This window comes from Lysinibacillus sp. NPDC093712 (assembly GCF_050280025.1).
Classification (GTDB): domain Bacteria; phylum Bacillota; class Bacilli; order Bacillales_A; family Planococcaceae; genus Lysinibacillus.
Genome location: NZ_JBNNUU010000002.1, coordinates 191,305 through 214,815, shown reverse-complemented (window position 1 = coordinate 214,815; position 23,511 = coordinate 191,305). Strand labels below are relative to the sequence as shown.

The window sequence follows — 23,511 nt, the reverse complement described above, 5'->3', positions numbered from 1 at the left end:
AGAGCCATTCTTTTGAATGGCTCTTTTGTACATAATTAGGCTGCTTTACGCATACCCTTTAAAATAAGACTTACAATGAAGATAAGTACGATTGCACCGATTAATGCTGGGAATACATAAAAATCACTAACTCTCCAACCCCAATTTCCTAAAACCATACTACCTATCCAAGAACCGACAATCCCGGCAATAATATTACCAATAATGCCTCCAGGAACATCTTTTCCTAAAATGACTCCAGCTAACCAACCTAAAATTCCTCCGATAATTAAAAACCAAATGAAACTAATCAAAATTATCCATCTCCTTAAAGTTAAGATATAATGGCATTTCTATAATGGCATTACTTAGTTATAACCTTTTTGGAGATAATTAAACCTAAACAGCTTCTTTTTTTATGATTTCATTATATTATTTCACAACGTTTGCACCTAATGTATGTTCAAAATGACGTAAAGCCCAATGATGACCAGCTGCGTCAAAGCTAGCTACAGCATTTGCATAAATAACTGTAGAAATGCCCAAATTATAAGCATCTACAGCAGTATGCAAAATGCAAATATCTGTGCAAACACCCACTAAATGAATTTCCTCTATGCCACGTTCTTTTAGTAAAATGGCTAAATTTGTTCCTGCAAACGCACTATAGCGTGTTTTATCGAGCCAAATTACTTCTTCTTTATGCAAGTCATAAACTTTACCAACATGTCCGTATAGATTGCGCCCAAGCGTGTCCCGAATATTATGAGGAGGAAAAAGCTTTGTTTCAGGATGAAACGGATCGTTTTCTTCATGTAAGTCATTTGCAAAGACCACTAAATTTTTCTCAGCAATAAATTGCTCAATTAATGTGGCAATCGGCGTATCTAGTAATTGTCCTGGTTCTCCACAAGATAGTTTGCCGTCCGCCGCTACAAAATCATTTGTGTAATCAATGACAAGTAATGCTTTTTTCAAAATTTTCTCCACTCCTTTAGGCATGATTTCACTCTTTATCATGCCATATTTGGTTTTGGTTGTCAGAAAAATAGTCATATTTTAATATTAAGAATAGTTTGAAAATTGGAGAATGTGAGCGTATAATGTGAAAAAAGGAGAGGTGATAGTTTATGAATATGTCTGTTATGAAACGTTTAGATCGCCAAGGATTCTTAATCGCTGCGTTACATTTAGTAGTGGTGTTAAATTTAGCTGCGGAGTTTTTATTTGCTTCGTAATTAAAAATACAATAGAAAGGTGAGTACAATGCTTGACCTATACTAAAACAACCGTGAAGGCAATTTCGTCGTAGTCCACGGTTGTTTTTTGTTGTCTCTATATATTGCAATGCTAGAATGCAAGACCATGACATGCTCGGTTGGTATTGCAAGGAGGAAGTAGACAAGCATTTTATTTTAAAAGGTGAATTTTTCTTTCTATTGTTAAATATATAAAGCATATGGGGGGGATTTGATGACTACAAGATTTCAGCAAGCATTCAATGGGCTAGAGCGACCATTTGCATGGCTTGACCTTGACGCACTAGATGAAAATATTAAAAAGGTTCAACAAGCATGCGGGCAAAAAAAAATCCGCGTTGCCACAAAATCAATCCGTTCTGTAGAGGTGCTGCATTATGTACAGCAAAACCTTTCAAACGTAGTAGGCTTCATGACTTTTACTGCAGCAGAAACATTATATTTACTAGAACAACATTTTGATGATGTCCTTCTTGGCTATCCAATTATGGAAGAAATAGCAGTTCGACAGCTGTTACAGTTTGTGAAAGAAGGAAGAACGGTCACATTTATGGTTGATAGACTTGAACATGTAGCATTTTTAGAGAAAATAGGATCGGAGCTTGATATTAAAGTATCTATTTGTATTGATATCAATTTGTCGACTGATTTTAAAGTGCTCTATTTTGGAACGAAGCGCTCCTCTCTCCATTCGTTGGAGTCGATAACACCATTCTTATTATATATAAAAGAGCAATCGCATATAGAAGTTGTAGGTGTCATGGGCTATGAAGCGCAAATAGCGGGTGTAGGTAATCGGCCTGCAAATGCTATAAAAGGTAGATTAATCGATTTAATGCAAACACAAGCAAAAAAGCAAGTGACGCAGTTTCGTAGATTAGCAGTTGCACATATTAAAGCATATTTTCCAAAATTACGTTTTGTCAATGGTGGTGGGACAGGAAGTATGACGTATACGGCTGAACAGAAAGAAGTGACGGAAATCACAGTTGGTTCAGCATTTTATGCACCAGCGCTTTTTGATCAGTTTTCCCATTTGCAACTTGACAAAGCAGCAGGTTTTGCACTCCGTGTTACGCGAAAACCGACAAATTATATTGTTGTTTGTCATGGTGGTGGCTATCCAGCATCTGGAGCGATGGCAGTTGATCGATATCCAACATTTTATGAGCCTGCTTATTTTTCATTTCTCGGTTTAGAAGGAGCTGGAGAGGTGCAGACACCTATTAAAGTAAAAGGCAAAACAATCGCAATTGGTGACACAATTTATTTTCGTCATGCAAAAGCCGGGGAGCTATGCGAAAGATTCCAAGCATTACATGGAATAAGGGGAGACAAATATGAAGGAAGCTTTGCGACATATAGGGGGGATGGCCAATGTTTTCTATAGAGAAGTGGAAAAGTGGAGAAAAATGGACGAATTGGGCAGGCAATATTATTTCTTATCCAAGTGAGATGTATTTGCCTCGTTCTATAGAAGAAGTCGTAAACGTAGTGAAGCATGCGCGTGATACAAAAAAAACGATTCGTGTCACAGGTGCAGCTCATTCTTTTAGTGCTGTTGCAATGCCAGAGCATATTGCACTTTCATTACATAATATGCGAGGGCTTATTTCGATTGATGCGGAAAAACAAGAGGCGACATTATGGGCAGGTACATATTTATACGAAATTGGTCCACAGCTCGCAAAACATGGTTTTGGTCTCATTAATATGGGCGATATTCAAGAACAAACGATTGCTGGTGCAGTATCCACAGGTACACATGGGACAGGTGTTACGTTAGGCTCGCTATCGTCAGCAGTGACACGCTGGTGTTTTGTCGATGGAAATGGAACATATCACGAACATAATAGAGATGCTGATGAATTATCCGAGACGCTTCATGTCTCACTCGGCATGCTTGGTGTACTTGTAAAAGTAACAATTAAAGTGTTACCGCTATATAGTTTACACTATATTGGTGCTAGGGATACATTAACAAATGGGCTTGCGACATTCGCCAAAGATATACGACAGCATCGTCATGTTGAATGGTTTTACTTCCCAGGCAGTGAGACGATTCAAATTAAACGGATGAATGCCATGGCTCCTGTATATCAGAGTCAATGGAGTAAGGTCGTAGAAAATATAAAACTTCAAATAGTAGAAAATGGTGCGTTTTTTGCCATTTCGGAATTATGTAAGTGGAAGCCAGCCTTAAGTAGTGCGATGAGCAAATTAGCTGCGGCAAATGTGGTGGAGGCTGAGAAAATAGGTATAAGCTATGAAATTTTTCCCTCTCCTCGCAGTGTGAAATTCCAAGAAAGCGAGTACGCGATAGCTTTAACGCAATTTGAAGCATGTATGGAAGAGATTCATGCAACGTTTAAAAAAGGACATTTGAATGTGCATTTTCCACTGGAATGCCGAACAACAGCTGGTGAATCCGGTTATTTAAGTCCAACTCAGGGACAGGAATCGGCGTTTATTGCATTTCATATGTATAAAGGAATGTCGGAGGAGCCTTATTTTAAATGGATCCATACGCTAATGCAAAAATATCAGGGACGGCCACATTGGGGAAAACAAAATCATTTAACTGCTGCACATGTCCATACATTGTATCCAAATGTAGATAAATTTTTAGCAATACGTGCACAATATGATCCTGACAAAGTATTTCTCACACATTACCTAGAACAATTATTTATATTATAAAATTTTGAATTAATCGTAAATTTACTTGCCAAAAGGGATGGAAAACAATAAGTACTTTTACAATTAATTCATACTGAATATTGTTTATAATAAAAAAATTAAAATTTGAACGAAATGTCAAAATATTTATCAATTCGAGATAAAAGTGATGCTTAATCAGCATGTAAACGATTTCATATTTAGCAGAGTATTTGAATTTTTTAAACAATTCAAAAAACACTGTTGACTTAGTATAGTTATTCGTACTATGATAACAACAATTTAATACGTTCGTTACAACAATTAGCTGCCAACAAAGGCAATATGCTAAGGCAAAAACAAAATAGACAGAACATTTTGTATATATCAACGAACATAGCAATAAATGAGGGGCGTTTAATATGAGAAGTGACATGATTAAAGTAGGCGTAGATCGTGCGCCACATCGAAGTCTTTTATATGCAACAGGCAAAGTAAAAGCAAAAGATTTAGGGAAACCATTTATTGGGGTTTGTAACTCTTATATTGACATTATTCCAGGTCACGTTCATTTACGTACATTTGCTGATGTAGTGAAAGAAGCAATAATTGAAGCGGGTGGTATTCCATTCGAATTTAATACAATCGGTGTTGATGATGGTATTGCAATGGGGCATATTGGTATGCGCTACTCCTTACCTAGCCGTGAAATTATAGCAGATTCAGCAGAAACCGTTATTAATGCACACTGGTTTGATGGAGTATTTTACATTCCAAACTGTGACAAAATCACACCAGGAATGTTAATGGCAGCGGTGCGTACAAACGTACCATCGATTTTTGTATCTGGTGGCCCAATGGAGGCGGGAACATCTGCTACAGGAAAACAGCTTTCTTTAACTTCAGTTTTTGAAGGGGTAGGGGCTCATAAATCAGGCAACATGTCAGCTGAAGAGCTGTTAGATATTGAAAATAATGCATGTCCAACATGTGGATCATGTTCAGGGATGTTCACAGCGAACTCTATGAACTGTTTAATGGAAATGCTAGGTGTAGCACTTCCAGGCAACGGAACAATCGTTGCTACTTCTGAGGAACGACATAAACTTATTAAGGAAGCCGCTAAACAACTAGTGCGAATGGTTAAAGAAGACATTAAGCCGCGTGACATTATTACAAAAGAAGCAATTGACGATGCATTTGCACTAGATATGGCAATGGGTGGTTCCACTAATACGGTTCTACATACATTAGCAATCGCAAATGAAGCTGAAATTGACTATAACATTGAAGATATTAATAAAGTTGCAGAGCGAGTACCATATTTAGCAAAAATTATGCCAGCTTCAGATGTTTCTATGGATGATATTAATAAAGCAGGTGGTGTAAGTGCCATCATCAATGAATTAACATCTATTCCAGGTGCTATTCATCCAAATCGTCCTACTGTTGCAGGTGTAACAATGGGTGAACTAGTAAAAGATTATCAGATTACGAATGATCAAGTCATTCGTACAAAAGACAATCCTTATAGTCCAGTCGGTGGTTTATCGGTGTTATTTGGCAATATTGCACCAGATGGTTCTGTTATTAAAGTTGGTGCTGTAGATCCTTCTATTAAAGTATTTACAGGGGAAGCTATTGTCTTCGAATCACAAGAGGCAGCACAAGAAAATATTGATAACGGTACTGTTAAGGAAGGCCATGTAGTCGTCATTCGTTATGAAGGACCAAAAGGTGGCCCAGGGATGCCTGAAATGTTAGCACCAACATCAGCGATTCAAGGTCGTGGTCTTGGTACCAAAGTGGCGTTAATTACTGATGGTCGATTCTCAGGTGCATCTCGCGGTATTTCAATAGGGCATATTTCGCCAGAAGCAGCAGAGGGCGGTCCAATCGCTTTAGTTGAAGATGGTGACATTATTACTATTGATTTACCGAATCGCACAATCAATTTAGAAGTTTCCGATGAAGTATTAGCAGAACGTCGTGCTAAACTGCCGATTTTTGAACCAAAAATCAAACGTGGCTGGTTAGCAAGGTATTCAAAATTAGTGACAAGTGCATCAACTGGTGGCGTTATGAAGATTTAGTACTAAAAAATAAATAAGTTAAAACGTTGATGAGGTTAAAGGTTCTAGAGCCTTGTATCTACCAGAGAGCCGGTCGTGCTGGAAGCCGGCGATACAACTAGATCCGACATCCCCTCGGAGTGAACTATTAAACGCGTGATCGCCATTAGATAGTTCCGGGCATAATCGAAGTGCTCGTTATTAATGAATAAATGATTTATGACACCGTATTGGATGTAAGTTTACTTACATTGGTGCATAAATGCTTTCATTTATTCGCGAGGTAGCAATTTTTATTGCTATAAACAAGGGTGGTACCATGAAAAGTCTTTTTCATCCCTACGCAAGGTAGTTATTTGCGTTCGGAGAAAAGGGCTTTTTATTTTTTTTTCAAAAAAACAGTATATTCTATTTTATGTTTTCCAGCATAAATTGCTTAACCTTTTCGACGTTAAATCATTAAAGTGTTCATTAACTAGAACAGGTAGTCGTATGCTGTTGTGAATCGAAAGACAAGAAGGAGGCATATTTTGATGAGTACGAATGTTTCAATTAATGAAAAAGAACAATTGGCGACAGAAGAAGTAGCGCAAACTTTTCAAGCGAAAGACGGTGCAGACGTTTTAGTCCAAGCGCTACATGATCAAGATGTAGAGATAATTTTTGGTTATCCGGGTGGGGCAGTACTTCAAATATACGATGCAATGTACAAAAACCCAATTCGTCATATTTTAACACGTCACGAGCAAGGTGCCATTCACGCAGCTGAAGGCTATGCACGTGTATCGAATAAACCGGGAGTTGTTATCGCAACAAGTGGTCCAGGTGCAACGAATCTAGTAACAGGTATTGCGGATGCGATGATTGATTCGATTCCATTAGTTGTTTTCACTGGTCAGGTAGCAACATCTGTTATTGGAACAGATGCATTCCAAGAGGCAGATATTATGGGCATTACAACACCGATTACAAAGCATAACTATCAAGTGCAGGATGTTAATGATATTCCACGCATTGTGAAAGAAGCTTTCCATATTGCCAACACAGGCCGTAAAGGACCAGTTGTTGTGGATTTCCCAAAAAACGTCTCTCAAATGCTGTTTGATGTAGATAATCCACCGAAAGAACCAGAAGAAATCTATTTACCAGGATATCAGCCAACTTATAAGCCGAACTATTTACAAATTCAAAAGGCTATTCAAGCAATTTCATTAGCTAAAAATCCAGTAATTTTAGCAGGAGCTGGTGTACTATTTGCAGATGCACGTGAAGAATTAACGACATTCGCTGAAAAGTATCGAATTCCTGTGGCTAATACATTATTAGGTCTTGGCTCCATCCATGGTGACCATGAATTATTCATTGGTATGGCAGGGATGCATGGAACGGTAACAGCGAATATTGCCATTACGAAATCGGATTTACTTTTAAATATCGGTGCTCGCTTTGATGATCGCTTAACAGGGAATTTAGCTACGTTCGCACCGAATGCGACAATTGTCCATATCGATATCGATCCGGCTGAAATCGGTAAAAACGTACCAACTGATATCCCAATCGTTGCGGATGCGAAAGAGGCGCTAAAATCTTTATTGAAAAAAGACTTTGATGGTCCAGATACTGCACAATGGCTAGAATTTTTAAATAATCACGCAAATGAATATCCGCTTTGGTATACAAAAGAAGCTGGCGACTCAGAAGTTTTACCGCAGGAAGCGCTAGAGCTTGTGCATAAAATTACTGAAGGAGATGCCATTGTTACGACGGATGTAGGGCAGCATCAAATGTGGGCTGCGCAATATTACCGCTTAAACAATGATCATGGATGGGTAACGTCTGGTGGACTTGGTACGATGGGCTTCGGCTTCCCGGCCGCAATTGGAGCCCAGTTTGCGAAGCCAGACAAAAAAGTTGTTTCGATTGTAGGCGATGCAGGATTCCAAATGACTGCACAAGAGCTTTCATTATTACAAGAATTCAACTTACCAGTAAAAATTGTGATTTTAAATAACAGCTGTTTAGGAATGGTACGCCAATGGCAACAAACATTCTATGAAGAGCGTTATTCATCTTCACTTATGCCGATTCAGCCAGACTTTGTAAAATTAGCGGATGCATACGGCATTAAAGGCTATCGAATTAACACCATTGACGAAGCGGAAAGTATTTTCCGTGAGGCTCTTCTTAATGACGAGCCAGCGTTAATCGATTGCCGCGTAAAGCAGCTTGAATGTGTATACCCAATGGTTGCACCAGGTAAAGGGCTACATGAAATGATTGGGGTGAAAAAGAATTGAAACGAGTAATTACCGTAACAGTGATTAATCAAAGTGGTGTACTAAACCGTGTAACAGGTTTACTTATGAAGCGTCAATTCAATATCGAATCGATCACAGTTGGTCATACAGAACAGCCAAACTTCTCTAAAATGACTTTTGTTGTAAATGTAGAAGATGAGCGAAAAATTGAACAACTTGTGAAGCAACTATCGAAGCAAATTGATGTGCTAAAAGTCAATGATATTACAGACAAATCTATCGTGCTTCGTGAGCTAGCACTTGTGAAGGTTATTTCACCACCAAATTTACGTCTGGAAATGAACTCAATTGTTGAACCGTTCCGCCCACAAATTATTGATACAGCGAAAAACGTTGTGACATATCAAGTGGTAGGACATCCAGAAAAAATTGATGCCTTTATTGAGCTTATTCGCCCCTATGGTATTAAAGAATTAACGCGTACGGGTGCTACAGCATCTGTTCGTGAAACGCAAAAAATCATGAATACACAGCTCTCTATTTTAAAATAGTTTGCATATAAAATTGAAACTTGTGATTTGTCATACTGAATAAGTAGTAATCATCACAAGCAAAAAAATAAACCCACTATTAGGAGGAAACAAACAATGGCTACTATGTACTATGAACAAAACATCAACGAGGACGTATTAAAAGGGAAAAAAATCGCAATTATCGGTTACGGATCACAAGGTCACGCACATGCATTAAATCTTAAAGAATCAGGTTTCGATGTAGTAGTAGGTGTTCGTCCAGGCGGATCTTTCGACGCAGCAAAGGCTGATGGCTTAGATGTTAAAACAGTTGCTGAAGCAGCTCAACAAGCAGATGTAATTCAAATCTTACTTCCAGACGAGCGTCAAAAAGCAGTTTATGAAGCTGAAATTGCTCCATATTTAGAAGCTGGTAAAGCTCTTATGTTCGCTCATGGTTTCAATATTCACTTCGGTCAAATTACACCACCTGCAGATGTTGACGTATTTTTAGTAGCACCAAAAGGTCCAGGGCATCTAGTTCGTCGTCAATTCCAACAAGGTGCGGGTGTACCTGGTTTATTCGCAATCCATCAAGATGCAACTGGTCAAGCAAAAGATTTAGCTCTTGCGTACGGTAAAGGTATTGGCGCAGCACGCGGCGGTTTACTTGAAACATCATTCAAAGAGGAAACAGAAACAGACCTATTCGGTGAGCAAGCAGTACTTTGTGGTGGGGCAACTCAATTAGTAAAAGCAGGATTCGAAACATTAGTAGAGGCTGGCTACCAACCAGAACTTGCTTACTTCGAAACATTACACGAATTAAAATTAATCGTGGACTTAATGTTTGAAGGTGGTATGGCAACAATGCGTTACTCAGTATCAGATACTGCTGAGTGGGGTGATTATGTTGCAGGTCCACGTATCATTGATGAATCTGTTAAAGGTCGTATGAAGGATGTATTAACAGATATCCAAGATGGTACATTTGCTCGCCGTTGGATTCAAGAAAATGAAAACGGTCGTCCAGACTATACGAAGTTCAAAGAAGCTGGAGCGAACCACCAAATTGAAGAAGTTGGTGCAAAATTACGTGCAATGATGCCATTCATTAATGAAGGTAAGGAAAAAGTTGTGAGAGAAGTGGCTACAAGTGCGAAAAATTGATATTTTCGATACAACACTTCGCGATGGCGAACAATCTGCAGGTATTAACTTAAATACAGCAGAGAAAATTGAAATTGCTAAACAACTTGAACGACTAGGTGTATCAATTATTGAAGCAGGTTTTCCTGCTTCATCTCCTGGTGATTTTGAGGCGGTTAACCGAATTGCCGGTACTGTGAAAAATTCAATCGTTACAGGGCTAGCTCGTTGCGTCCAAAAAGATATAGATACAACATGGGAAGCTATTAAAATAGCAGAGCAACCACATATTCATATTTTTTTAGCAACTTCTCCAATTCATATGGAATACAAGCTGAAAAAATCACCAGAGCAAGTAGTAGAGCAAGCAATTGAAGCTGTGAAGTATGCGAAAAAATACTTCCCTCTTGTGCAATGGTCTGCAGAGGATGCTTTCCGTTCAGATCGCGAATTTTTAGTACGTATTATGAATGATGTTATTGCCGCTGGTGCAACGACGATTAACGTGCCTGATACAGTTGGCTATGCTTCTCCACAAGAATATGGAGCATTATTTAAATTTTTACTAGAAAATGTGAAAGGTGCTGAAAAAGTTAAATTCTCAGCACATTGCCATGATGACTTAGGGATGGCGACGGCGAATACAATCGCGGCTATCGAGAATGGTGCTTCACAAATAGAAGGAACAATTAACGGTATCGGAGAGCGTGCAGGGAATGTTGCACTAGAAGAAATTGCTGTTGCTCTTCATATCCGAAAAGATATTTACCCTGTGGAAACAGGCATGAATTTACAAGAAATTAAGCGTACATCTCAATTAGTAAGTAAACTAACGAATGTCGTTATTCAGCCGAACAAAGCAATCGTTGGTAAAAATGCATTTGCCCATGAGTCAGGTATTCATCAAGACGGCGTGCTAAAAAATCCTGAAACTTACGAAATTATTTCGCCTGCATTAATTGGCGAAGGTGAAGTGCCACTTGTCCTTGGAAAACATTCTGGACGTGCTGCCTTCCGAGATCGTGCAGTAACAATGGGCTTCACACTGTCAGATGAAAAGCTAAACAAAGCTTTTGTTGAATTTAAACAGCTCGCAGATCGTAAAAAGGAAATTACGGAAGAAGACTTACTAACACTTCTTACGGAGCAACAAGTACAAATTGAAGATGTGCCTTTATTTGAACTGAAAATGGTTCAGGTGCAATATGGTACAGAAAATATTCCGACATCCACTGCAACTGTTGTGACGCCAGAAGGCCAGGTGAAAAATGTAGTGGCAACGGGCTCAGGCTCAGTAGAAGCTATTTTTAATACGTTAGAACAGCTTGTGCCAGGTAACATCAATGTTATTGATTACCGTGTGAAATCTGTCGGCAAAGGGCGCGATGCACTTGGTGAAGCTGTCATTAATATTCGTTACGACGGTGTATCAACAACAGGACGAAACTCATCTCAAGATGTATTAGAAGCATCTGCGAAAGCTTATTTAAATGCGATTAATCGACATTTAATCCAAGTAAGTCTTCGAGCTCAAGGTCAACTCGTTTAATTTGATTTGGCTCTCACCTGCCTAATAGGTGAGAGTCTTTCCTAAAATAGCGTAACCATACTCTATAAAAAGAAAGGTGTTTTATAAATGGAGAAAAAAATTACAGTACTTCCTGGCGACGGAATTGGGCCAGAAGTGGTTGCGTCAGCTATACGTGTATTACAAGTAATCGGCAAACGATTTAACCATACATTCCATTTAGGTTATGGAACGATTGGAGGCGCTGCCATCGATCAACACAATAATCCACTACCCGATGAAACAATTGAAATGTGTGAGGGCAGTGATGCCATTTTATTAGGAGCAGTAGGGGGTCCAAAATGGGACAATAACCCTCCAGAACTACGTCCGGAAAAAGGATTGTTACGTATTCGCAAGCACTTTGACTTATTCGCAAATTTACGTCCAGTAAAGGCGTTCCCGAGTTTACTAGATGCTTCACCTTTAAAACGTGAAGTAGCCGAAAACGTCGATTTAATGATCGTACGTGAACTTACAGGCGGCGTATACTTCGGGGAACCACGTATGCGTACTGAAAATGGCGCAATTGATACTACAGTTTACTCAACAGCAGAAGTAGAGCGTATCGTTGAAAATGCCTTTGAATTAGCACGTTTACGTGGAGGCAAATTATGTTCTGTCGATAAAGCAAATGTACTTGAAACAAGCCGTTTATGGCGTGAAGTTGTAGAAGCGAAGAAAAAGGATTATCCAGATGTGCAAGTCGAGCACAACTTAGTAGATTCAGTAGCTATGAAATTAATTACAAATCCAGCTCACTATGATGTCGTTGTTACAGAAAACATGTTTGGTGATATTTTAAGTGATGAAGCATCTGTTATAACAGGGTCTCTAGGTGTATTACCATCCGCATCCATCCGTGGTGATAGTTTTGGTCTTTATGAACCAGTACACGGTTCAGCACCAGAGATTGCAGGGCAAGGTGTTGCCAATCCAGCAGCAACAATTCTTTCGGTCGCTATGATGTTACAATATTCATTCGGCCTAGCAGAAGAAGCAGCTGAAATTGAACGTGCTGTTAGTGCTGTGTTTGATGATGGTTACTTTACAGCTGACCTTTCACGCGATGGTGGGCGTACGTTATCTACAAATGAATGGACAGATAAAGTAATAAACGAAATTGATACAAGTTTTGTATCGGAAAGTATTATGACAACATATATTTAAGAAATAGGTGAAGACAATGGGAAAAAATATAATTGAAAAGATTTGGGATAAACATGTTGTTTATCAGGAAGAGGGCAAACCGGACCTGTTATATATTGATCTTCATTTAATTCATGAAGTAACTTCTCCGCAAGCATTTGAAGGTTTACGCATGAACGGACGTAAAGTGCGTCGTCCTGATTTAAGTTTTGCAACGATGGATCATAACGTTCCAACGAAAAATTTACCGACTATTAATGATCCAATTGCACGCAATCAGATCGAAACATTAGCGAAAAATGCTGCTGAATTTGGGATTGAACTTGCAGGTATGGGTCACCCAGATCAAGGAATTGTACACGTTATTGGACCAGAATTGGGTTTAACACAACCTGGTAAAACAATTGTTTGTGGAGATTCCCATACTTCTACACATGGTGCATTTGGTGCCATTGCATTTGGTATCGGTACATCAGAAGTAGAGCACGTAATGTCCACACAAACGTTATGGCAAAACAAGCCTAAAACAATGGAAATCCGTGTTGAAGGCGAGCTTCCTGTTGGCGTTGCGGCAAAGGATATTATTTTGGCAATCATCTCGAAATTTGGCATTGGCGTTGGTACAGGGCATATTGTGGAATTCACTGGAGAGGCAATCCACAAACTGTCAATGGAAGAACGGATGACAATCTGTAATATGTCAATCGAAGCGGGAGCAAAGGCTGGTCTTGTATCACCAGACCAAATTACAGTAGATTATATTCGTGGCCGCAAATATGCACCACAAGGTGACAGATTTGAAGAAGCTACAGCTTATTGGTTAAGTTTAGCATCAGATGAGGATGCTACATATGATGAAGTCCGCATCATTAAGGCTGAGGAAATTGAGCCAATTATTACATGGGGTACGAATCCTTCGATGGGTTCTGGTGTATCGCAAAATGTTCCGACGCAGGCAGATTATAAAGATGAGTCTGACAAAGCGGCTCTTCGTAAAGCACTTGCTTATATGGGCTTAGAAGAGGGCCAGCCATTAACTTCAATCGACATCCAATACGTCTTTATTGGCTCATGCACGAACTCACGCTTAAGCGATTTACGTGCTGCGGCAAACGTTATTCAAGGCCGCAAAGTACATGAAAACGTTACAGCAATCGTTGTTCCGGGTTCACATACTACAAAAAAACAAGCAGAGGCTGAAGGTTTGGATAAAATTTTCATTGATGCTGGTTTTGAATGGCGCGAATCAGGTTGCTCGATGTGCTTGGCAATGAATGATGATGTTGTACCAGCTGGTAAACGCTGTGCATCAACATCAAACCGTAACTTCGAAGGTCGTCAAGGTACAGGCGCGCGCACGCATTTAGTATCACCGCCAATGGCAGCAGCTGCAGCGATTGCAGGACATTTCGTTGATGTACGGGAATTCGTGAAGGAAACTGTGTAAAAGCTAAATTTACACGGAAGGGATGATTGACATGGAACCAATTAATATTGTAAATAGTGTTATTACACCACTTGATCGTAAAAATGTAGATACAGATCAAATTATATCGAAAGAATTTTTAAAACGAATCGAACGCACAGGCTTTGGTCAATATTTGTTTTACCACTGGCGCTATGATGCACAAGGAAATGAAGTGCAAGACTTTGTATTAAATAAAGCTGAATTTAAAGACTCTAAAATTTTAGTAGCACAAGATAATTTTGGTTGTGGCTCTTCTCGTGAGCATGCACCATGGGCCATTCTAGATTATGGATTCAATGTAGTCATTGCGCCATCGTTCGCAGATATTTTCCACAATAACTGCTTTAAAAATGGTATTTTACCAGTCAAGCTAACAGAAGCAGAGTGCGATGAAATTTTAGAAAAGGGTTTAGCCAAACCTTACCATGTAGAAGTAAATCTTGAAGCACAAACTGTAACGGGCGAAGATGGTAAAGTCTATACATTTAATATCGATTCTTATTATAAAGAAACATTATTAAATGGCTGGGATGAAATTGCCCTAACAATTAAGTACGAAGATCAAATTGCTGCATATGAAGCGCAACGAATAGCCTACTAATTAGCAAAAGTGGCTTAGAAAAAAGTGTTAGATTGACTGCGTTCAATCTAACACTTTTTTGCTGTAAACGTTGTTGTCCATTACATCGGACGCTTGCCATCACAGGTGAAACAGGTGAATCGCCGGAACATGGCGAGAAATCGCCGATAAACCTGGTGGAATCGCCGGAACATCGTAAGAAATCGCCGATAAACCTAGTGGAATCGCCGGAACATGGCGAGAAATCGCTGATAAACCTAGTGGAATCGCCGGAACATCGTAAGAAATCGCCGATAAACCTAGTGGAATCGCCGGAACATCGTAAGAAATCGCTGATAAACCTAGTGGAATCGCCGATACATCGTAAGAATGAGAACAAGTAAGCCTTTGTCTTTCTATTGTGGACTCGGTAAAATGGTAAGGAAGATTGGAAAGGATGATTCAAATGATAACAGTAATCGGTAGTTTAAATATGGATTTAGTAATACAAATGGCTAATTTTCCACAGCAAGGAGAAACAGTGCTTGGTGAAGCGTTTCGAACAAGTCCTGGTGGAAAAGGCGCAAATCAGGCTATTGCCGCTGCACGTCTCGGTAGTCAAGTAACAATGGTTGGTTGCGTAGGCAATGATAACTTTGGTAATACATTGCGAACAGTTTTAGAGCAAGAGCATGTTAATACGAAAACGCTTATGTCAGCTTCAGTACCGACGGGAGTAGCCAATATTTTAGTTCATCATAATGATAATCGGATTATTGTAGTACCGGGGGCAAATTATACATTGGAACCGTCCCATTTAGATGCGGTAAAAGACGTGATAGAGCAGAGCAAAATAGTAATTTTACAGCTAGAAATTCCTAAAGAAACGACGGCATATGCATTAAAATTATGTAAGGATGCTAATGTGCCCGTGCTATTAAACCCTGCACCAACGGCGAATTTTGATATGCAGTGGATGAAGGATATAACATACATCACACCTAATGAGATAGAGTGTGCCCAGTTATTTGGAGACGATTTCGACAGTATACTAGAAAAATATCCGAATAAAATGATTATTACATTAGGAAGTGATGGCGCTCGTTATTTTGATGGACAATACCCTATTCATGTTCCAGGCTATATGACAAAAGCATTAGATACAACAGGAGCAGGCGACACATTTAACGGTGCGCTTGCGTATGCATTAACAGAGGGGCAATCATTGGATGAAGCTGTTTATTTTGCAAATATAGCAGCCTCGCTTTCTGTCGAGAAATTAGGCGCACAAGGCGGTATGCCAACGTTTAGCCAAGTGTATGCGCGAATGGCTGGTTTTGACGAATAGAAAATATTTCGCTTCAAGATTAGTTTTAAGTTCGTAATATGTTAGCACGAAAATCTCATTTCATTTACCTAGTTATGCAATAAATAAAGAAAATATAGAAAATTTAACTAAGAAGTAAATCCTATTTGTGACATCCCAAACTAAGTAGTTTGTCCTTTTTTGTTATTAATTTTCAACTATGTATAAGAAATAGAATAGTTTCATTTATAATGAAACTATAGATACATAGGAAAGAGGTTTTGAGGATGACGAATATTGACACTACGCCAATCGACTATACAGCCTCAGCGAATAATATTTTGCCACAGTTTGTGGATCGTTTACGTCAACTGCACAGCATTATTGTACAAAATACATATGTAAAAGATACAGCTAAGCACTTAAATCGTATAATCCAAGATGCAAACAATGAAACAATGGTACTGATAGTCGGGAAACAACGTGTAGGAAAAACAACCCTTGTGAATGGACTTCTTGGTCGTTCTATTTTACATGTTAGCGATCAAAATCCGACAGGGGTTAACACGTTTTTACGTTACGGGGAAAATGAGGAAGTAAAAGCTTATTTTTTAGATGGTATGGTGGCAATATTTGATATGAGTAAGCTAGAATTACTCACAACAGGAGATACATTTGCATCACAAATTTTACGTGAACATTTAGACTATCTAGAAGTATATATAAAACATGATTTATTGAAATCTGTTACAATTATCGACTCGGTATCATTGGAAGCAGGCGGGGGTGAAATGGCCTATTTCTCTGAATCATTGATAAATCGAGTTGATGAAATTTTCTGGGTGCTACGCGCTCAATCAATGGCTATCGACGCAGAAATTTTGTTAATGGATGCTTTGAAAAATAAAGGGGTTGTGCCTCTTTGTATTGTCAATGCAATTGATACAGATAATAATACAGAAGCGTTTATAAGTTCTGAAAAAGAGCGAATTGGTCATCTAATTAGCGACTTTGTTCCTGTTTCGGCAATCGATGCCCTCGAAGCACAACAAACAGAAAATAAAGAGTTATGGCACCAGAGCCAATATGATAATTTAATTGCGCAAATTCAACGTGTTGCGATGAATAGTGATAAAAAAACGTATGCAATTATTATTCGTTTTTTACAATGGCTAGAACGTTTCCGTTTTGAATTAACAGTTATACCACAACGTGACCCATTCCAATCAGCAGTTGAAAATATAGAAAAATTTGCTGGCGATACACAATATGAATTTTCACGTTACCAACGTGATTTAGCAATTGTGCAAGAATACGAACAAGAGTATGAACAGGTAGCGAATGTATTCAAAAATGTACAAACATTGTATCAGCTCTTACAAACGATTTCCCAAAATGATTATTTACAGGATGATCAAGTAGAACAGTTTACTGAAAAGGCGATAATCTATCAGCAAGCCCTACGAGAATATCGAAATATGCACAACGAATATATGCGAGAATATGAGCGCCTAGATGCACAGCACAAAAAAATTCATGGCAAAGGACTTATGAAAGCCATCTTTGGTCAACATACCCAAAATGAATTTTTCAAAGAACGTGTTCTTCGCTTAAATGAACAGCAAGAGGAATGTGTTACTCAGTATACGAAAGTAAGAGAAGCGGAAGCCTCAATTATTGAAGAAATACAATCAATTCAAAGCTATTTGATAGAGTTATCGAATAAACGTTTAGCTCGAATAGAGAAAAGGGTGAAAGAGCTTAACCAGCAACGTGCAAAAGAGAAAAAGCAACTAAAATTATATGCAGCTAAATTAAATGAGTTTTCATGTTTAATTGAAGCGCAAGGATTTATTAAAGATAATATAAAGCCATTTTTAATGGAAGATAAAATGCCACTTCGCATAAAAGATCAACAAATGCTGGAGGAAACAATCGACAGTATCATTGACATCGATTTATCGAAAAATGGCTTACTTGCTAGAAGTCAGATGAATAATAGAATGGAAAGTATAGAGATTCCTTTTGAGGTTGACAGTAAATATCCATTACAAGCCTTACGCCTTGCAGAGACGGATGTTAAGTCTAACGATATTCCAGCAATACCAAATAAATTAGAAGTACAATATGAATCATAATATTTATTAGTCAAAGTCCTAAAAGTGATGGATTCTTTTAGGGCTTTGTTTTATTTATATAGCATGAAAGTGTGGATGTATGGGAACAACTTCGATAATGGCTTAACTAGAGATTTATCCTATTAACAATATCCTTTTGATGATATAAAATAGGCATAAAAGATGAAGTGGGGGGTTTTTTTGGTTTCTTCTAAAGATGTAGCAAAGTTTGCCGGTGTCTCTCAGACGACTGTTTCAAGAGTGTTAAATACACCTGACTTAGTAAAGCCGAAAACAATAAAAAAAGTGATGGAGGCAATTGAAGAATTAAACTATATTCCAAACGATATTGCAAGATCACTGGTACAACAAAAGACAGGGATTATTACTTTAATTTCTGGACCTTTGCATAATCCTTTTTTTGTCGATACAACAACTGCAATTGTAAATTATGCAAACGCCAGGGGCTATAAAGTTAATGTGCATTTTGGAACGGAAGAAAATTTACATACAATTTATAATTCCGTGTTAGAAACGAAAGTGGATGCAATTATTTTATCTTCTATCGGGTATACGGATCCATTATTTTATAAGCTCGAAAAATTGGATATACCCTTTATAATGTTTAATCGTAAGCATAAGGAAAATAAGCATTTTGTAGAAATTAATAATGTGGAGGCTGGTTATTTAGCGACTAAACATATGCTTTCTTTAGGTCATAGGGATCTTTGCTGGATTGGTGGACCACATGAAATGAGTACTTTTTTTGGTAGATATGAGGGCTTCAAAAGAGCGTTAGCAGAGGCAGGAATTGACACAAATATTGTGCCAACATTTTTTACAAATACGAGCAAAGACGATATTAAGCAAGCATTTGAAGATCTTTTGCTAGTAAACCCAAGACCGACAGCGATTTGTGCTGCAACAGACGCTATTGCTATTGAAATTCTAAACCAATGTTTAGAGCAAGGATATGCTATTCCTAACGATTTTAATGTGATTGGTATTGATAATGTAGAGTTAAGTAAACACCATTCAATTTCTTTGACTACTGTGGGCATTGAATCGGAAAAAAATCTGGGATTTCTAGCGATTGAAAAATTATTTGATGTTATGGAGAAAAAAAGTGCTTGCATCAAGCAAACTGAATCTGTTAAACTTTTCCCAAGAAACACAACAGGTAAAAAATGAACTGATATTCGTCAGTTTATTTTTTTACTAGATAAATGGTTACGTATTCATTTCTTTATTTTCAGAAATGAATACGTAACCATATAAGAGAGGAGGAGGATGACTTGAAGAAAGAATTATTGATTAACGATGAATGGCGTATGACAGAAGGGTATACCGATGTGTATGCTCCATATTCAAAAGAATTAATTTCTAAATTCGCTATGGCAACTGAGGTTGACGTGCAAGATGCAATTGAAAGTGCGCAAGAAGCTACTTCAAAAATGGCATCTTTAACAGCATTACAGAGAGCACAAATTTTGGAACAATTATCGAATTTATTTGCTGAGCATCGAGATGAGGCTGCTTCCATCATTTCATTAGAATCAGCTAAGCCACTAAAGTATGCAATTGCAGAAATCGACCGAACAATTGAAACCTATAAGTTTGCAGCAGAGGAAGCGAAGCGACTTGCAGGAGAGTTAATTCCTATGGACGCTGCAAAAAGTGGAGAAGGACGCTTTGCCTACACATTGCGTGAACCAATTGGGGTAATAGCGGCAATTACACCATTTAATTTCCCTCAAAATCTTGTCGCACATAAAGTCGGACCAGCATTAGCAGCAGGAAATACCATTGTTTTAAAACCGGCAACACAAACTGCCTTATCAGCACACTTTCTTGCAAAATTAATAGCCCAAACAGATTTGCCAGCAGGTGCCTTTAATTTAATCACAGGGCAAGGCAAGCTCATAGGAGATACATTTTTAGCACATCCACATGTGAAAATGATTACTTTTACAGGCAGTCCAGCAGTAGGTATTTCACTTCGGAATAGAGCAGGTCTGAAAAAGGTAACGTTAGAACTTGGCTCCAATGCAGGTGTTATTGTCGATGAAGGGGTTCAATTAGATAAAATTATGGACCGCATTGTAATGGGAGCGTTCTCAAACCAAGGTCAAGTTTGTATTTCACTACAACGAATTTATGTCAAGGACAATGTAATGGACCAATTTTTAGAACAATTAACAGCAAAAATTAAGCAACTGACGCTAGGGAATCCACTTGATCCAACGACAGATCTTACAACGATGATTTCAGAAACGGAGCAACAGCGTGCCCTCACTTGGATTCAAGAGGCATTGAAGAATGGGGCACAAATAATTACTGGTGGTCGCATTGAAAACAATATTTTATTACCTACAGTGCTTTACAATGTACCATCCTATAGCCGTGTTTCTTGTGAAGAAATTTTTGCTCCAGTAGTTATCGTCAACAAAGTGTCCACAATAGATGAAGCGATCGAAGCAATAAATGATTCTAATTACGGCTTACAAGCTGGCATCTTTACACCTTCTATTGAAACGGCCTTTAAAGCTTCAAAAAAATTGCAAGTGGGTGGTGTCATTATTAATGATGTTCCTACATATCGTGTAGATCATATGCCGTATGGTGGAGTAAAAGAAAGTGGGACAGGAAGAGAAGGAATTAAATATGCAATAGAAGAAATGACCGAGATGAAACTGGTTATTTGGAATAACAACTAATCATGAAATGGGGATGTTTGTAAATGAAGATGATAAATCAGCATGCTAAGCTTTTTGTTATGGATAATGGCACGATGCGGATGGATAAAAATTATATGATTGCAATGCATAATCCGGCAACAATCGATCATCCAAATCAACCTAATGAATTTGTTGAATTTCCTGTTTATACAGTTTTAATAGATCATCCAGAAGGAAAAATTTTATTTGATACAGCATGTAATCCGAACTCAATGGGACCTGAAGGACGCTGGGGTGAATTTACACAAAAAGCATTTCCTATTAATATGCCAGAAGAATGCTATTTACACCATCGCTTAGAAGAATTAAATGTTCGCCCAGAAGATATTAAATATGTTGTTGCTTCACATCTTCATTTAGATCATGCAGGTTGTTTAGAACTTTTTACGAATGCTACGATTATTGTGCAGGAAGATGAATTTAATGGCACATTACAAACATATGCGAGAAATGTTAAGGATGGCGCTTATGTTTGGGGTGATATTGATATGTGGATTAAAAACAATTTACAGTGGCGATTAATCAAACGTGGTGAAGATAATGTGAAACTTGCAGAAGGCATTAATATATTGAATTTTGGTAGTGGCCATGCTTGGGGTATGCTTGGCTTGCACATTAATATGCCGGAAACTGGGGGAATAATTTTAGCGTCAGATGCCATTTACACAGCCGAAAGCTTTGGACCTCCTGTGAAGCCTCCTGGTATTATTTATGATTCAGTCGGCTATAATTCAACAGTTGAACGAATTCGACGCTTAGCAAATGAAACGAATTCACAAGTTTGGTTTGGTCATGATCCTGTACAATTTAAATCATTTAGAAAATCCACAGAAGGCTATTATGAATAGATAGGAGTAGATTGAAAATGAATAAATTAACCTTTACTCCTACAAGTTATACAGGTTGGGGTTGTTTGCAACAGCTTCTTGTAGAAGTAAAAAAATTCCAAGTAAATAATATATTAATAGTAACGGACCCATTTTTACAAGACTTAGGTTTAGTGAATCAGGTTAAAAAGCCATTGCAGGACAATGGCTATAAGACGACAATTTATACTGACATTGCTCCTGAGCCACCTCTTGCAATTGGTGAAAAACTAGTGGACTATACACGAAACCATCAATTTGATTTAGTTATTGGATTAGGTGGGGGAAGTGCATTAGATTTAGCTAAGCTAGCTGCTGTATTAGCTACTCATGATGGTCAGGTGGCTGACTATTTAAATTTAACAGGTACGAAAACACTTGATAATAAAGGACTTCCGAAAATTTTAATTCCGACAACTTCGGGTACAGGCTCAGAGGTTACAAATATTTCTGTTTTATCGTTAGAAACAACTAAGGATGTCGTGACGCATGATTATTTACTGGCTGATGTAGCAATTGTGGATCCACAATTAACGATTTCCTTGCCTTCGAAAGTAACTGCCGCTACGGGCGTAGACGCTTTAACACATGCAATTGAAGCGTATGTTTCTATCAATGCAAATGAAGTGACAGATGGACTTGCACTGCAAGCGATTAGATTGATTAGTAACTCAATTCGTACAGCGGTACACGATGGTAATAACAAGCAAGCACGCTCGGATATGAGTTATGGTAGTTACTTAGCAGGTTTAGCATTTTTTAATGCAGGTGTAGCAGGGGTACATGCTTTAGCTTATCCGCTTGGAGGTCAGTACCATATTGCACATGGAGATTCAAACGCTGTACTATTGCCATACGTAATGGGCTATATTCGCCAAAGTTGTGAAAAACGCATGAAAGATATATTAGATGCGATGGGTCTTTCCTCTATGTATTTATCGCAAGAAGCTGCTTCCTATAAGTGTGTTGATGCATTGCAACAAATAGTATGCGATGTAAATATTCCTTCGACTTTGAAAGGTTTTAACATACCAGAAACTGCACTTGAACAATTAACTGATGATGCAACAAAGCAAACAAGAATTTTAGCTCGAAGTCCGATGCCATTAAATCGGGATGATATTTTTGCTATTTACCGCGCTGCATTTGATGGCGAAATCCGTGAGCCAAACTGACCGTTGTAGGGAAAACATCTTGAAAATGAAAAGGGCTGTATCAAATATTATTTGATACAGCCCTTTTTTTATTAAGCTTCAGTATCCGGTGAGAAAGAGCGATTCGCTAATTCAGCATCTAACATAAAGATAGCATTCGAATCATTTTCAATACGTTCAATTTTACGTATTAATGTATCAAATGTTGATTCTTCCTCAACTTGCTCATCGATAAACCATTTTAAAAATGCCATAGTTGCGTGCTCACGTTCATCTAATGCAATATCAGATAAGTTGTAAATACGACGAGTCACTTCTTTTTCATGAGACATAGCCGTTTTAAAGGCATGCAAAATAGAGTCGAAATGGTTTTCAGGACTGTCAAATCCGTGTATTGATGCACGATAGCCCATATCACTTAAGAAATTATAAAATTTCATTGCATGAAAACGTTCTTCTTCAGCTTGCACTAAAAAGAAATTCGCAAAGCCATCGTAATCTTGGTCTGTGCAAAATGCAGCCATCGCCATATAAGCATGAGCGGAGTAAAATTCAAAATTCATTTGTTCGTTTAGCGCTGTGTGTAGTTTTTCAGATAACATAAATGTTCCTCCCTTTGCAGTAAATACCTACTACTTCTCATAGTATATAGCGAAAGATGGCCATCATACAGAAAAATATTTTTTTCGCCATAAATAGT

General features: G+C 38.2%; 19 protein-coding genes. 16 read left to right on the top strand and 3 right to left on the bottom strand.

What is annotated here, in order from left to right; all coding sequences use genetic code 11:
- Positions 1–35 precede the first annotated feature (35 nt).
- Together ACQKNX_RS08530 and ACQKNX_RS08525 are read right to left on the bottom strand one after the other, a co-directional pair.
- Positions 36–293, bottom strand: a complete 258-nt coding sequence (locus ACQKNX_RS08530) for a GlsB/YeaQ/YmgE family stress response membrane protein (protein WP_340824015.1) — start codon at positions 291–293, stop codon at positions 36–38.
- Positions 294–411: 118 nt separating this feature from the next.
- Positions 412–957 carry a cysteine hydrolase family protein gene (locus ACQKNX_RS08525; protein WP_427428525.1) on the bottom strand — a complete coding sequence of 182 codons (546 nt, stop codon included), beginning with the start codon at positions 955–957 and terminating at the stop codon, positions 412–414.
- Between the two features lie 495 nt (positions 958–1,452).
- Here ACQKNX_RS08525 and ACQKNX_RS08520 point away from each other — a divergent pair, with 495 nt between their 5' ends.
- The 16 genes from ACQKNX_RS08520 to ACQKNX_RS08445 all read left to right on the top strand — a co-directional run bounded on the left by ACQKNX_RS08520 (position 1,453) and on the right by ACQKNX_RS08445 (position 22,832).
- Positions 1,453–2,628, top strand: coding sequence for an amino acid deaminase/aldolase (locus ACQKNX_RS08520; protein ID WP_427428524.1), 1,176 nt, complete (start codon positions 1,453–1,455; stop codon positions 2,626–2,628).
- Positions 2,616–3,938 (top strand): D-arabinono-1,4-lactone oxidase, encoded by a 1,323-nt coding sequence (locus ACQKNX_RS08515; protein ID WP_427428523.1) that lies wholly within the window; start codon positions 2,616–2,618, stop codon positions 3,936–3,938. The genes ACQKNX_RS08520 and ACQKNX_RS08515 overlap by 13 nt, the downstream gene beginning before the upstream one ends.
- A gap of 380 nt (positions 3,939–4,318) precedes the next feature.
- On the top strand, positions 4,319–5,989 hold the full coding sequence (gene ilvD / locus ACQKNX_RS08510; protein WP_427428522.1) for a dihydroxy-acid dehydratase: 1,671 nt from the start codon (positions 4,319–4,321) through the stop codon (positions 5,987–5,989).
- A gap of 512 nt (positions 5,990–6,501) precedes the next feature.
- A complete protein-coding gene (gene ilvB, locus ACQKNX_RS08505; protein WP_427428521.1) occupies positions 6,502–8,265 on the top strand; it encodes a biosynthetic-type acetolactate synthase large subunit in 1,764 nt (587 codons plus the stop codon).
- The gene (gene ilvN / locus ACQKNX_RS08500) at positions 8,262–8,777 is read left to right on the top strand and encodes an acetolactate synthase small subunit (protein WP_173478925.1); all 516 of its coding nucleotides are present in this window, start codon (positions 8,262–8,264) and stop codon (positions 8,775–8,777) included. The genes ilvB and ilvN overlap by 4 nt, the downstream gene beginning before the upstream one ends.
- Positions 8,778–8,873: 96 nt before the next feature.
- Positions 8,874–9,908 (top strand): ketol-acid reductoisomerase, encoded by a 1,035-nt coding sequence (ilvC, locus tag ACQKNX_RS08495; protein ID WP_401010082.1) that lies wholly within the window; start codon positions 8,874–8,876, stop codon positions 9,906–9,908.
- Positions 9,895–11,436, top strand: coding sequence for a 2-isopropylmalate synthase (locus tag ACQKNX_RS08490; protein ID WP_427428520.1), 1,542 nt, complete (start codon positions 9,895–9,897; stop codon positions 11,434–11,436). Before ilvC ends, ACQKNX_RS08490 begins: the two co-directional genes overlap by 14 nt.
- 87 nt (positions 11,437–11,523) lie before the next feature.
- Positions 11,524–12,624 (top strand): 3-isopropylmalate dehydrogenase, encoded by a 1,101-nt coding sequence (gene leuB / locus ACQKNX_RS08485; protein WP_427428519.1) that lies wholly within the window; start codon positions 11,524–11,526, stop codon positions 12,622–12,624.
- Between the two features lie 16 nt (positions 12,625–12,640).
- The gene (gene leuC, locus ACQKNX_RS08480; protein ID WP_427428518.1) at positions 12,641–14,050 is read left to right on the top strand and encodes a 3-isopropylmalate dehydratase large subunit; all 1,410 of its coding nucleotides are present in this window, start codon (positions 12,641–12,643) and stop codon (positions 14,048–14,050) included.
- Between the two features lie 31 nt (positions 14,051–14,081).
- Positions 14,082–14,672, top strand: coding sequence for a 3-isopropylmalate dehydratase small subunit (gene leuD / locus ACQKNX_RS08475; protein WP_427428517.1), 591 nt, complete (start codon positions 14,082–14,084; stop codon positions 14,670–14,672).
- A 424-nt stretch (positions 14,673–15,096) separates the two neighbouring features.
- The gene (gene rbsK, locus ACQKNX_RS08470) at positions 15,097–15,978 is read left to right on the top strand and encodes a ribokinase (RefSeq protein WP_427429173.1); all 882 of its coding nucleotides are present in this window, start codon (positions 15,097–15,099) and stop codon (positions 15,976–15,978) included.
- A gap of 245 nt (positions 15,979–16,223) precedes the next feature.
- Entirely contained in the window at positions 16,224–18,074 is a 1,851-nt protein-coding gene (locus tag ACQKNX_RS08465) for a dynamin family protein (RefSeq protein WP_427428516.1), read from the top strand.
- A gap of 180 nt (positions 18,075–18,254) precedes the next feature.
- On the top strand, positions 18,255–19,244 hold the full coding sequence (locus ACQKNX_RS08460; RefSeq protein ID WP_427428515.1) for a LacI family DNA-binding transcriptional regulator: 990 nt from the start codon (positions 18,255–18,257) through the stop codon (positions 19,242–19,244).
- A 104-nt stretch (positions 19,245–19,348) separates the two neighbouring features.
- Entirely contained in the window at positions 19,349–20,770 is a 1,422-nt protein-coding gene (locus ACQKNX_RS08455) for an aldehyde dehydrogenase family protein (RefSeq protein WP_427428514.1), read from the top strand.
- A 23-nt stretch (positions 20,771–20,793) separates the two neighbouring features.
- Entirely contained in the window at positions 20,794–21,639 is an 846-nt protein-coding gene (ahlS, locus tag ACQKNX_RS08450) for an AhlS family quorum-quenching N-acyl homoserine lactonase (RefSeq protein ID WP_340824032.1), read from the top strand.
- Between the two features lie 17 nt (positions 21,640–21,656).
- Positions 21,657–22,832 carry an iron-containing alcohol dehydrogenase gene (locus tag ACQKNX_RS08445; protein WP_427428513.1) on the top strand — a complete coding sequence of 392 codons (1,176 nt, stop codon included), beginning with the start codon at positions 21,657–21,659 and terminating at the stop codon, positions 22,830–22,832.
- A gap of 71 nt (positions 22,833–22,903) precedes the next feature.
- Here the strand turns inward: ACQKNX_RS08445 and ACQKNX_RS08440 are convergent, their stop codons facing one another.
- Positions 22,904–23,413, bottom strand: coding sequence for a ferritin (locus ACQKNX_RS08440; RefSeq protein ID WP_427428512.1), 510 nt, complete (start codon positions 23,411–23,413; stop codon positions 22,904–22,906).
- Between the last annotated feature and the right edge of the window lie 98 nt (positions 23,414–23,511).